6 protein-coding genes are annotated in these 13,738 nt (G+C 55.0%); 1 reads left to right on the forward strand and 5 read right to left on the reverse strand.

Annotation, left to right across the window (positions count from 1 at the left end):
* The first annotated feature begins 11 nt into the window (after nucleotides 1–11).
* On the forward strand, nucleotides 12–968 hold the full coding sequence (locus ACLEJW_RS20110; RefSeq protein ID WP_440778117.1) for a hypothetical protein: 957 nt from the start codon (nucleotides 12–14) through the stop codon (nucleotides 966–968).
* Nucleotides 969–1,045: 77 nt separating this feature from the next.
* Here the strand turns inward: ACLEJW_RS20110 and ACLEJW_RS20115 are convergent, their stop codons facing one another.
* The 5 genes from ACLEJW_RS20115 to ACLEJW_RS20135 all read right to left on the reverse strand — a co-directional run bounded on the left by ACLEJW_RS20115 (nucleotide 1,046) and on the right by ACLEJW_RS20135 (nucleotide 13,722).
* Complete coding sequence (locus ACLEJW_RS20115; RefSeq protein WP_440778118.1) at nucleotides 1,046–3,400, reverse strand: GmrSD restriction endonuclease domain-containing protein; 2,355 nt, start codon at nucleotides 3,398–3,400, stop codon at nucleotides 1,046–1,048.
* Between the two features lie 14 nt (nucleotides 3,401–3,414).
* Nucleotides 3,415–8,826 (reverse strand): FtsK/SpoIIIE domain-containing protein, encoded by a 5,412-nt coding sequence (locus ACLEJW_RS20120; RefSeq protein WP_440778119.1) that lies wholly within the window; start codon nucleotides 8,824–8,826, stop codon nucleotides 3,415–3,417.
* On the reverse strand, nucleotides 8,820–10,373 hold the full coding sequence (locus ACLEJW_RS20125) for a hypothetical protein (protein WP_440778120.1): 1,554 nt from the start codon (nucleotides 10,371–10,373) through the stop codon (nucleotides 8,820–8,822). The genes ACLEJW_RS20120 and ACLEJW_RS20125 overlap by 7 nt, the downstream gene beginning before the upstream one ends.
* Nucleotides 10,370–12,445 (reverse strand): hypothetical protein, encoded by a 2,076-nt coding sequence (locus ACLEJW_RS20130; protein WP_440778121.1) that lies wholly within the window; start codon nucleotides 12,443–12,445, stop codon nucleotides 10,370–10,372. The genes ACLEJW_RS20125 and ACLEJW_RS20130 overlap by 4 nt, the downstream gene beginning before the upstream one ends.
* 548 nt (nucleotides 12,446–12,993) lie before the next feature.
* Nucleotides 12,994–13,722, reverse strand: a complete 729-nt coding sequence (locus ACLEJW_RS20135; RefSeq protein ID WP_440778122.1) for a hypothetical protein — start codon at nucleotides 13,720–13,722, stop codon at nucleotides 12,994–12,996.
* Nucleotides 13,723–13,738: the final 16 nt, after the last annotated feature.

Here is a 13,738-nt window from a genome sequence, read left to right on the forward strand (position 1 = left end):
AGAATGACCGGATGAGCGCAGATGACTCTAAACTCGACGCTCCGCAATCCTGCTCTATCTGCTCTGCGACTCGTGGGCTATCCGAGCACTTGGTTGAAGTAGGTCTCGCAGCGAGCTACCTCGGGAACAGTTCCACCTACACAAGCGAACACGGCACCGCAACGATTCGGACAGAGACGATCGGAGATTGGTTCCGGTTAGCCGCGCAGCTAGAAAACGTTGAAGTCAACACATGGAAGTTCGAATCTTCCGAGGCTGGTTTTTACTGCGGGACTGTGGCAGATAACATCAACGCCCATTCGGAGCACTATACGAAGCACGCGACAGCACTCACGCGCTTCATCTTTGTCTGCAATGCACTGGAAGAGGCTTATCGCTTCATCGATCACCTCTATGGACCTATAACTGTCCGTATGGGTATAGCTAAGGGTCAGTTCAAAAGGACCAGCAGCTTGCGGGTGGTGGTGTTGTTGGATGATCTTTTTGAAAGAGCGGGAGCCGCGGTGATGCCTCGGAGCTTCGAGCACCATTGCGGAAACTTCATCGGGTTCTTCAATCGATATAAAGCTGAGCACAACGCTGCAGTAGGCGGGATCGATCCCGGCGCAGAAAAGCTTCCCAGCTACGCACTCCAACTCGTACGCAATCTTCGAAACCATGTCGCACATGGCACCTTCCCTTTAGGCCCCCCCTCGGACTATGGCGGCTATAAGGACAGCGAAGAGTTGGTGCTCATGCTCAGGCATGCATGTCGAGTAGTGGCTCTTTACACACAGATCATCCTCAGATGGTTCAGCCCAGGATTTGAGTCCTGGGACTACAACTCCATCCGGGACTCCCACAGCAAAGAATTCGATCGCTTTCTCGAAAAGTGCACTCTCGAATACGTGTTGGATCTACATCTGAAGAGCGATTTCGCTCTTCACCAAGATCCCTACGTTTACGACGAGGAAGATGACGACATCTAAGTCGTCATCTATCGACCAGGTTCAAATCAGACGTAGCGCGACTTATCCGACCACGGGCCGCACCGAGTTCAATCCAATTACCGCAACCAAGCGTCAAGCGTGTCGAAAACGCGCTCGCATAAGTGCTCGGAGCGCTTTGCGATGAAAGCCGCGTCCCACTTAAGCCCGGCCTGCCCTCGAAACGCCAGCGGCGCCAAATGCGAGAGGTAGTTGGAAGCCGATGCCAGCGTCGACAGCGCCGGCGGTACGCTTCCGATACCGAGAGTCGCAGCTAAAGCAGCCCCGCTCGGACCAGCAGCTGTTGATCCAGGAGTGGTGAGGTTCCAGTAGTAGAAGACCTTGTCAGGCCATTCCGAATAGATCGACGAGTTCACTGGCCCCGAAAGCAAGGTCAGATTGCCAAGCTTGTCGACGATCGAATAGTTACCTGGATAGATCGTCGCGTCGAAGTGCGTGGGGAACTTGATCGAAGATGGTTGATCGCGGGTGGCAACGTGCTCAATGACCTCATAGGCACTCGAGTGCCAGACTCGGCAGTTGAGCAGATCCGCCGAGCTGACCATGCCGTTGGTGAAGAGGCCTTCATTGTCGACGGCGATGTCCGGAGCAGCGTCGTGGGCCGAAGCGAACAACGCGAACCGGCAAACCGCTTTGCGGGAATACCACGCGTTCTCTTTGGCCAAGTCCACCCAGATCTGGCGTGCTGCGGCAGCGTTTGCGGCGTCGTAGACTTTCTGGTTTTCCAAGGCTTGCCTGAATGCGGCTTTGACGAACGCAGCGGTCTGATTAGCCGCTCCACTTGCGACAGAAATGTTCCCAGCCGCCGCTTGAAACAAGGCTCGATAGTCTGAGTCGGGAAATCGACCCTGTTGGGCTCCCATGTAGAGCGTAAAGAAGGCCGCAGTGGCCTCACACACCGCAACAAACTCAGCAGCGGCAACAGTCCTATTGGCAGCATTGGATTGCGAGCGAAGCAGCTTGGCGTAGAAGACACTTAGCACCGCATGAGCAAATAGATGTCCCGCATCCTTGAGATAGAACACGCACAGCCCGGCCCGATCAGCCTGTTGCGGCGAGAGTCCCATGCTCACCAAGTTATTGCACAGGCCAAAAGTGTTCGAATTCTTCGGTGACTTTCGAGGCTTGATAAAGGTCAGGAAATACTCAGCCTGATCGGCAATGGAGGTCACGAAATCGATCGATTTTTGTGTCGGAACTCCGGCCGACAGCGAACCTTCAAGCGTGTCAGTCAGCCAATCGCGCTCTTCGCTGAATCTTCGGCTGCGCTCCATCCCATTGAAGATCAAGGCAGAAGACACGATCACCTTATCGGTCAGCTCCTCTTTGTCCGCCGAGTTGCTCTCTGTCTCAAACACCTTTTCGATTCGATCAACCTGCGGCTTAATCGCTGTCGAGTAACCCGTGCCCCAAGCTTTAACAATCTGAGGCTTGAATACTTCGAAGGCAGTCAAGGGCGTGCCGGTGGCATTCAGAGACTGGAACATATCGAATGCCAATCCAAGGTCAGGACACTCGATGACAACCAAGTGACACGAATTCTTCAAGAACGAGCAAACAGCCAAGAGCAACATCCCTCCGTAATAGACAGATTGCTCATCTGGCGGAAGTGCATCAATGGTCGTCCAGGATGGAGGATACGTCATGAAATTCTGTAGACTCCCATCGGCGACGCCATTGGCTGACAAGAGCCCGCTGGCAAGCCCCGCATCGGCCGATTGGATCTCTTCCACTATTTTTTCCCGAAAGACCCTCAGCACTGAGCCAACGCGCTCATCAGTCGGGATTGCATCGAGCGGGATCCCCGCAATGGTCTTGGAAAGAAAGCTCGACGTGTTGGAGCGATAGAAGTTGTCGATGTTGCCGCTGAGCGTCCACTGATCCGACACAGGATTCGCAGACACATCGCCAGCCCTGATGATCTTCGGCTTCAATGTAGGCTGAGCACCGGTTTTGGTGATCTCGACTGAAAAAAACTTGCGGATGTTCGGCAACTCATCGGCCAGCTCTGTTGCCAAAGAATCGAACTCAGCCGCCGCCCCTGCCAATGATTTGAGCCTTTTCGCCGTCTGAGCAATCTGCTCAGCGATTACACAAGCCAGCATCGCAATCGATGTGATGCGCTGCTGCCCGTCGACAACATTCGCCACCTTGGTTAAAAGATTCGGAGTATCCGAGTGAACTCCAGCCTGAACATTCTTCTCGTCATGAAGGATGACCGTGCCCAGAAAGATGCTGTTGTCGGGCTTGGTGAGAGTGCGTTTTATGCTGGAAAATATGTCCTCGATCAGCTTCGTGGCGTTCTCTTCGTCCCACGAATAGTTGCGCTGGTAGTAGGGGACATAAAAACCGCGACCGCTTTGGGAAAAGAAATCGAGCAAGCTTGCTGCATCGTGTTTGAATGGCTGAGCCACGAAAATCTCCTGAATTACTTATTTGAATTTTCCAAACGGATGGCGGCTACTGTAGCCTCAATATCCTGATCGGAAAGGAATGGGGCTTGCGCGAAAACCAGTCCCTGCTCTCCATTGAGCTTGGCTGCAAGATGCCCCCTACCCAACAGCAACTCAGCGCCCGGCCGATCGAGCGCGATCTTTGAGGTCGCCTCGCTGGATACCTTCAAGATCAAGCGATTGCCTAAATTTTCTCGAAGCTGCATAGGCATGACATCTTTGTCAGGCCGTTGTGCCGCGAAGATCAGATGGATACCTGCCGCGCGGGCCTTTACGCCCAATCGCTGAACCGCTGCCCCCACTGCTGCTTTGTAAGCATCGTCAAGCATCCAGTCAGCAAACTCGTCATGAACCAAGAAGACCATTGGCAGACGTTCTTCGGTTGAGACTTTCGAGTTATAGGTCGGTAAGTCGCGAGCCCTAGCTTTGGCAAAGGAGCGATAGCGATCCTCCATCTCTTGAACCAAAGCGTCGAGAACCTCGGCGGCCTTTTCCTTGGTGGTAATGATTTCATCACGCATATGTGGCAAATCGGCCAATGGCGCGTAGTCCACCCCCATCTTTGGATCGATCAAGATGATTTGGGCCAGCTCCTTGGGATTGGTTGCAGCGATATCCAAGAGAAGAGCCTGGATTAGTACTGATTTGCCACTCCCCGTAGCCCCGGCCACCAATGAATGCGGTTCATGAGATGAAAGCCCACCGAACTCCGCCCCCAAGTTCAGATACAGCAGCCCGCCATTAATCTCCTGAAGGCCCAGAAGGAATGAGGTATTGATACCTGCGACGTTTCTATTAAGTTCTCGACGCGACCAAAGCTCCCACAGCGACACAGCCTGCCTCTTTGCGCCAGCAACTGTCACTACAATCTCGCCTGGCTTAGGTTGGACAGTTACGAGGTTGATCGCGTGGGTAGTGAGGAGCTGCGTTCGCTTGTTTTCGATATCTTCGACACGTAACCGATCAGAGCCCGCCAAACGAACGAGGCAGCCGTTTGGAGTCAATCGAGTGCCGAGGATCGCCGCCTGCAGACCGTAGCTGTTGAGCGCAGACTTGAGCTTCTTAGTGACGTCTTGAGCCCACTCCTCCCGTTCGGCATCGGCTTGTGCACCGCCAGAAAATTTCGATGCGACCAGATAAGAGAGCTCCCCCCCAAAGCTGGGTGGCGTGTCGGAAATCAGGTTAGAGACTGAGTCAACATTAGCTGCAGGGGCGAGAGCCTGCTCCTCTGTCGGCATTGAGGAAGCGGCCATAAGGCCATCCAACGTCGCCACCGTTTTCCCTTTGTCTAACAGCGGAGTGTCCTCAACAAAGGTATCAATCTGTCCACCCGATAGCTGTCCGATTGCGGACAACCATGGTACTCGTGGGGCTGGCATTTTGAAGCAGTGTCCCCTCCAAGGCTGCTGGGGCCCAAGCTCTGTTCGAACCTCGTGGCCACCAGAACCTTTGGCATAAGCTTCGGCGAGCTTTCGCAGATCTGGTCGATCAAATACCTCTTGCCAAGCCATCACGCCTTCAGACTCATCCAGGAGCTCTTGCTCAGACGCTGAGGCAGAGCCCGCGTCCGAGGTATGGACGTAGACATGCGAATAGCCACGCAGCGAGATATCTACATCGCCCTCTCGCAGCTTGGCACGAGCGCGCTCCATCAAGCCCGTCATACCCGGCGGAACATCAGCATCCAAAAGCATATCGGCTAAACGGGCTAACCAAACGTCCCGATCAAGACGTCCTGGATTACCAAAAAGAGCCTCTCGGAACATGCCCAATGTTGCCAGCAATTGATCCTTGGAGCCTCGTCGAGCCTGAGCCAGAGCATCGGCACTGACATATTTCGACTCGACAATTGAAATGACGACGCGGACGCTTTCCTCGTGCTCCTCAACGTTGAGCGCCAAAATGTCCGCGATGCGGCTTTCCGGCTGGGATAACCAACTCGCGTAATCATCAAGCAGGAAATAGGCGGTCAAAACCTGCCCACCCTTCGCAGAGGCCAGGAACTCCTCTGCGAGCAAGTAACGACTTAGCACAAGCCCAAGCATCTCTCCGGCAGAGACGCCTCGCTTGGCCGCACGCAGTACGATATCTCCGGAGACTGAAAGCGCGTCGCGCTTCGCCTTATCGGCAGCGGCTTGGAGCTCATCGGATCCGAGCTGAAGATTCAACTCTTCCAATCGCCTGCGAACCAACACGCCCAACAACCGGAGTTCCGAGGTCGAGCTTACGATCATATTGCGGCCGTTCGTCGAGCCTCGACGGTAGCGCACCACTGTGATGTTGTTGTGCTGGAGCTGGCGCTTGTCGAGTAGCTCGTCGTATGTGGCCACCCATTCGGCCAGATCGTGCGCGTCCTTGATCATTGCAGCCAACGCCGGACTTTGTAGGGAAATACGACGCGCCGGTAGGAATCGCTCTTCTGGCATAGCGTCCGTCTGACGGCACACCGCGGCGACAGCCGACACATATGCCCAGCCTGAAGCCGTTTGCCACGGACAGGCAAGGAATGTGGTCGACTTCAGCTCGTTCTCGCCCGAAACGCTTCGGTAAGACCAGCGCGACGGCGCATGATCCAAGATTGGTCGGTCATTAGTCCACTGCACAGGAAGCCACTCTGTTTGAGCCTCCCGCGCGACCACGTCATGCAGGAAAGCCACATCAAAAGCTTTGAAACCTTGCGCACTCACGATAGGGGTCGCCGAGAGGGGTGTCACAGAAATACGTAACTTCGAGATAAAGTTATCGCTGGTCTCGCTGACCACTGGCAGATCCGGATCGTCCCCGGCCTTGTTAACCAGCTCACCATAGACTCGTCGCAGCTTTCCTGGATCTGAGTGGCGTACAGAAACGCTACATTGGAACTGGCCATCCTCTTGGAGTGAGGATAGTTCGCGCACGGTGGCCAGCGGCAGCTCGGCTGCATCAGCGTTGTAAAGTACGACGCTCAGGTTGTTTGCCTCGTGGGGCTGCAGCCCCACATAGCGCCCCAAAAGCTCATGCACCTGTTTGGCTGCAGCCGTTGGATCAACATCGGTCATAGCTTCCGCACTACCACGCGTGGGCGACTCCAAAAGGCTATATCCATTGATTGTGCTGCTTTCCGAAACCAGCGCCAAAGCGCCGCCCTGCTTGAGAACTGCAATCTCTGGATAGAATGGATGAGCGATCTCGTCAGAGAGCTCCCGCATGAAAATCTCGCGATCGCCATAGAGAATGCTATCGCTGGATAGCAAGTGGGTGGCGAAACCAGCAACGCGCCGCGTCTTTACTGCAAGGGCCTTCATTCGTTCTGGATGCCACGGCGGGATGATAATTGCTGGGTTGTCGCCAGCAACACGAACCGTGCCCGCCGATAGTACTTCGGAAACCAGTCGCGAACGACAAACGTCACCACGAGCATGTGTCATCAGGGTGTTCAACAGTTCGGCGTAAGACTCCGCTTGACGCAAAACGGCATCGCCATGCAGCCCAGTCGCGACGAAGTCCTCCATCGCCTTGATATAATCCTCCTCGAACTTATTCCAAGAAGCCTTTACCTCGCTGTGCTGATGAGCCGTCAGCCTACCCTCTTCGGCGAGCTCTTTGACCCGAGTCTTAATCACATGGCGCAGGCTTTGGAGCTTACTAGCCGCAGGAACCAGTGAACCTGCATCAGTCGAGTACGTCGCCTCCAACGTCCCGGTGTCGAGCAAAGAGACGTTTTGTACGCCCCCCTTCTTACTCACTAATTTGCGGGGAACCTCAGTACAACCTACTGCTCCTTTCTCCAAGAGGCGACGCATGTCAGCAGTCAGCGACAAGCCAATCGCTGTGGGCTTGTAGCTCCAAAGGAGCTGCGTCTTAGCCAGCACAGTCTCTTTGTCCTTAGCAACCTGAATTAAAGCCACATCAAACTTGATCTGCAGGGCTAAGCGCGATAGTGACTGGTTCGGTCGAACCTTGCTCTTCTTATCGTTACGAAGCTCCTTCTCCTTGGCGAAGAAGGCTTCATAGTCGAAGAGGGGGTCAGGCAAGTTTGTGTTTCCCAGCCGCTCGACCCTCCACTCAACCTTGGAGCCCATGAGCTCCTTTAAGCCTCGGTACATTGCAGAGAAGTAACTACCGGCGTCGTAGTTGAATCGCTCGCGCCACTCCTTGCGACCCTTGGTCACCGTGAAGCGCAGAATCCGCTCTCCCTCTGGATCGCGAAGGCCGGCATGCAAGCTATTGACCACCCGGGCGAAGCCCTCGAAGAAGTCATTGCAATCGATGGGCTTGCCATAGAGAGCTTTTTCCCACCGAGAGCAAAGTTTGGCGTCTTGCTCCAAGAGTCTTCGCAGCTTCACGAAAAACTCTTCGTCCTCCTCAGTGAAGTCTGAGCGTCGCTCACGGCCCTTCAAGTCCTCCAATAGCTTACGGCTCTCAGCATCAAGTGAGTCCTCTTGGTCGCACTCATGATCGAAGAAGCGGATTGTCGACTCTGCTAAGCCAAGTTGTTTATCTTTGGGCTTGTCGAAGGCAAGGTATACGCCATCGCTTTCCCACTCGAATCGGGCGAGGGCCTCGGATGTCTCTTGATCTCCAGCGGGGGCGGCGGCGAAGGCTTCGAGAGCTTGGCGGGCCCCCTCCGAAATTTCTGCAGCATTCGCCTCGATTCGCTCGGTGATCTCTTCCGAGTCAAGAGGTAAACCATTCTGGCGGAGCTTTTTGAGCAGTGGGGCACGCTGAGCAAAGAGCTTGATAAATGCTTTGTGCCATGGCTTGCGCAATGCTCCAAAAGTTTTGGCATTAGAGAAGAAGGTGCTGTCTCTGGGAAGTCCTGCGCATGGCAAAGCGAAGCCAACCGCATCACGGATGGGCAACCCATGTGTGGCGACAGCCTCGACGATTGCAGAGCAAAATTCTCCAAGCTGCACTAACGAAAGTTCCGAGGCTGCTAATAGCCCGCCAAGTGCCGCATGGAACACCGCTCGGTCCTCGGACACTGGTGAAATGCCGCCCGAGTGGAGCGTGGCCTCGACCCACGGCTCAGGATCGGCCCGCATCTCTTTGGCGCCTACGGCCATGACGTGACCCAACGTGTCCGCAAGATTGTGCTCGTTGCCATTGGCCGTAAGAATCGCCGCCTTGGCGGTGAGAGCGTTGTTCCGCACGTAGCCAGCGTTATGTGGAATCAGAATGTCCGGCTGTAGACCTTGGCCTCCTACCAGAGCCTCTGGGATCATGAGGTCTACTTGGGCGAGCAGATCCGGATTGGCGAGAATAGCTCGCGCGACTGCCGCAATCTGACTGGCTGAAAGCTTGTCTAGCCTGAAGAGCGCGGCCAAATCACCAGACTGACTAGGATTCGATATGCGCTGGGCGAGAATGTCTGCACCGACGCGCCCAATAATGCGATCGTTCAGCATGCGACCTCTCCCTGAAACGCGAATGGGTTTTCTACAAACGAGCATGAGTCGGAAAGCCTGCGAACTAAGCCCAAGCTGACGAGACGGGCTTCAAGATTGTTCCGGTTTTCGCTGAGCTCTTCTTGGTCAACAAGCTTGGCACCGACTAAGCGCGCCCCCTCGGCATCACCAATTACCAGACCATATCGGCTCTTGGCTTCAGCAAGAAACTCATCGAACTGCATCCGGTCTTCCACGATGGACACCACGATCGACTTAAGCAACCTATCGTTCGGGGCGTAGCGGGTGCGTCTTGAGAGCCTGCGTGAGCTGAGCCCGATTGCACGCGACCATGACGCATGAATCTTGCCGACATGCTGTTCATGACGCGCTAAGGCATTCTCGACCAGTTTGGCTACCAACTCTTCTGGACTCTTATCGGCAACGTCCTCATCGTCGCCACCATCAGTCGGTGGCCACTGAAAGCGATCGCGCATGAGTTTCACTCGCTCAGCATCTGGGGAGCCCCTAGATTCAGCCCCAACCCACCCAACATCCAACCGGATCGACTCGACATGAGCCCGCACTGCCTTTGCTGGCAACCCGTGATTGAATTGATAGCTATCGCCAGAGAGCGCTCTCACTTTCGTGCGCTCCTTGGAGACAATTTCGCAGACGATTTCAACCGGATCGTCATCACCTGCTACCCGCTTAGCTCGTTCCAAGAAGTAGAGCAGCATGTTTAGGCCAGTGATCGCGATCAAATGCTCCAAGGCATCGTAGATCGGCATATCCTTGTTCAAGATCGATAACCAGTCGTTGCAGATTTGGTCGAAACGATTATTGGCAACCTCCGGTAGATAACCCGAAAGCCGTGGTTCTTCGGCACTCTGCGGCGCTCCTTGCAAAGCCCTGACCAAACGATTCATCGGGGCCTCATGATCAAATAGACGCTTGGCGAGGCTGTCACCGAGCTCCGCTCCACGCTTGGCACGTGTGAGCATGAGATAGAGCAGCTCACCTGTACGAGCAAAGAAGCGACGATCGTTGCTCATGCTCCCTTTCGCATTGATCGCCAAGTCCTCATAAAGAGCATCGGGGCCGAAAGGAAAGACGAACTTGGAACTCCAACGCTTGTTACTGCGAGACTCGAATGACGACGAGCGCAGCAGCTCAATGGCCTTTGCGAAGTCGTCAAAGCTGGTAAATGAGCGACGCAGATAGGCCATATCTTCATCACCATTACCAGTAGCTCCCTGCCTAAATCGCTCAAACCACTGCTTCCATTTCTCCTCATCAGACGCGGCGCTCTGCGCAATCGATTCGACGTAGGGATTGTTGAACAGCAACCCACGTAAGCGGACTTGCCGCTGAGGCTTGAACATGACCGCGCCGCCCTGCTCTTGGTGAGGCATAAGCGGTTGATCCAGATTCGAGCCAAGTACGCCCAAAAACTCCAGAACCGTCAGGTGAGGAAGCTGCTCATCATAAAGACGATGCCCCCAGATGTTCTCGTCGACGCAAAAATCGACGCTTCTAATCTCAGGCCTTTTGATAATTGCACTCATTCAGAGACCCTCACAGTCACAGGGCGCGAAAAACCTCGACCACCGGGCTCAATATCGATGAAGTTGAGTGTCAGCACGGAGGTCTCGCCACCGATTTCGTCATCGTCTCCAGTCACGCTGGCCTTCTTGACGATCTCAGCCTTACGCAAGAGCCTCGCCTTGAAAGCCAACAGATCTTCGAGACACTCGTTAGAGAAGCTAGCGGGCAAAGCGCCCTCAGCCACACGCGAGAGAAACTCATGACGGATAGGGGTCAAGTCGAATGCGACCGAATTGCCCGGCCCCGTAGCAAACGAAATGTCGAGTCGAGGACGGCCTGTCTCCTCGACAAGCCTGATCGCCATACCAACGCCACTCTGCCTACGGGAAAGCGTCTCGTAGTCACAAAGCACACTCACCCTGCTTTGAGTGAAACCGCCCGAACTGGCGATGAAGATGCGATCTTCGTTCTCGAGAAGAAGACCTGTTAATACTCGGTTCAGGCCCTTAGTGATGCGCCCACGAATCGTCTCGCTCACAGGCTTCTGCGCTTTGAGCGCCGCGATGATTTGCAAGTAGTCCCCAGCAAAGCAGAAGGCTGTCATCGACCAATGCGGATAGCCCCTTTCCCCATCAGGAAGTGTGAAGAACAGCCTGCGTCGCTGGTCTTCGAGCATCGCTAAAAACTCGGTGGCCCCTCCTTCCAAGCGAGCTCCCTCATACCCTTCCAAATAGGCGTCTTGGGCTGCGCGAAAGGCAGTCGTAGACCCATATATCGGATCGCTCGCGACCAAGCGGCCGAAGTCGGCTTGCAGTCGTGAATCATCCTTGCCATAAACAAGCAATCCATCAGCAGCATTGGTGGACTCATCACCCACACCGAAGCTGGACATCGCCTTGAAGATAGGACGACCAGAGGTCCTTCGCTTAATGAGATTGGCTCCGAAGACATTGGCATAGACACTAGCTTTGCCAAGGTCGCCTCCTTCCTGGATCTTCGCGACATCAGCGCAGGTCATCAGGTTGTCCTTTGCCTGCTTGGCATCGGAGCAACCAAGAATCATGTTCGAACAAAGCGCAAGTAGGTCGCGTATAGGGAGATGCAGCCCATTGTGCCTGGCAATTTCAACCAAATCGCCCAAGCGGCGAGAGAGCTGACCACCATCTAACTCACCCAAAAGTCTGCGGCGATTCTCGTCAATGGGACAAACTCTACCGTCGCTCTGAAGCGCGCAGTGCTTGCAATTGGCCCACTCGGGATGCCCTGCGACTGCCATAGCCACCTCGTCTAACGTCTTACGGCTTGTCGAGCGACTAAGATCGAACACCGCTAAGCGCTCAGGGGCTGGGCCGGCCTGTAAGAAACGTTCTTGCAGAGGTTTGCGTAGTGGGTGATCACGCTCCTGGCGCCTACCTAAATCACGAAGACGATCAAGAATCTGACCATGGTTTGCAGCTAGGATCACGACCTCGGAGTCATCACCTTCTAGCACTGATCTTTCCAGTCGCTGCAAGGGCAGATCGCTCTCCTCGCCATTGAGCTCGGAAAGGTCCTTGATGAAGACTGCCAAGCGTCCATCCGTCAGTTGCAACTCTTTAACGTTGCCCTTGGCGGCCCAATCCTTAGGGTCTCCACCAATGCGCTCCCACAGGGCACGGCAGTGGTAGGTCTTACCATCACCAGCTGTGCCGGCGATCAAAATAGACCCTGGTACCTTGGATTCAATGTGCCGCACCATGTCTTCTAACAAAGGAGCTGACAGGCTAATTGGCTGGACTCCTGCCTGCGCCAACGCCCTCGAAACATACTCGTCGAACATCGCCAAGTTGGACGATGATGGTCCATAGCTACGCAGAAAGTGAACCCAATCACTTGCTGGTGGAACCTTAACGTCAGTGCGCCGCACGGAACCACCACGACCTTTACCGGTCTGCAGCACCCCCTGATCAATCAGAGCGCCGCGTGTTTCCCAATAGAGCTCATCAGTTAACTGAGGGAACTGAACTCTGAGCCGCTCTAATAGCGACTGGTTACCGATAGTGGAACCATCGGCAGGAACGGCGGCCAGTAAGGCCTCAACCAACTCATTCATCCACGACACTCCCCTACCGCCCGCCGCAACACGGGCCAGCCAAAAGCAAAATATGGCGACAAATAGACCGGAAGGAATCAGAGGGAAACTGACGCTAGGGGCCTGGCAAAAACCTGCGCCTATAGAGAGCCATCCCTGGAACATTTCAACCCAGCATTTCGCGATGACGATCACCTTATCCACTGGCAAAGCATGGGTAAAGCAATGCATTGCGTTTTTTTGCCGATTCAGTCAATTCACCGGGAGGCAGTTTTGGACACGGATGTTCTCGCTACATCGCCGCGCCCTATGCACATCAGCCTGATGTTCATGCTCGATTGCAATCTCGCCACATAGTTGGCATAGGCCACATCCAACTCGAACTGCGGCTCCATGAACTGGTTTACCCCGCCAAGCAGGGACGCATATCCGAATTTCCGGCAGAGCATCCAACAGCTCAACAGCGAGGAAGGTCACAACGCTCTGAAGAGGGTTGGTGACTGCTTTGATCGCCGGGCGGAAAACACAGCTGTAAGGAGAATCAGCAACAACTTCTGGGGCTGAGAAGCTCAGCCCGCAGGTGCCAAGCCATCAGCTAGCACGAAGATCCAGCCCTCCCCCAGATCCACGCTAGGATCCGGCTGTACCAATTGTTCCGGCTGGCAATGGAAGAGCCACGCAAGCAGCGCACAGATCAAGGCATCGTCCTGGTCGGCATGCCCCAGGCCAGTGTCCGTAGCACTGACAGCACGGAGGGCGGCCATGGCTGGCGAATGTTTGCAAGCAGCCGGATAGGTTTCGATGACCCTCAACCGCAGCGTGTCTGTCCAGACACCACAGCGTTCAATCACCGGAGCAAAGCGCGCCACCACATGCATGCCCTTGGTGGCCTGGCTGCCGATCATGTCCTTGATGGCCGACAGCGGCGATAGCCCCCTTTCGAACAGGAGACGCTCGGTATACCGGAACAGATAGGGGTTACTAGAGGAGTTACCGATGGGACCGGATGGCTTTCCTGCGAATAGCTCCCTCAGCGCAACAGAGAACCCCAGTGGGGTGTCGATGGCCAGCACCACCGGGACCTGGAAATACTCATGATCTTCCAGCCCGCACAACGCCAGCAGCCGCGCGATGAAATCGACACTATCGTTGGCCTGATTGATCACTTTGCGCAAATTGCCTCGCCAAGGCGCTCCCAAGATTCGGCACTGCTTATCCAGAACCACCAGAGCATCTCGACTGGCCGGATTTTTGTCACAGTTCCAACCACCAACATCCCAACCAATGAAAATCGGCACAATGCCCCCTACCGTC

The organism is Pseudomonas sp. SMSB3 (assembly GCF_052041965.1).
Classification (GTDB): Bacteria; Pseudomonadota; Gammaproteobacteria; order Pseudomonadales; family Pseudomonadaceae; genus Aquipseudomonas.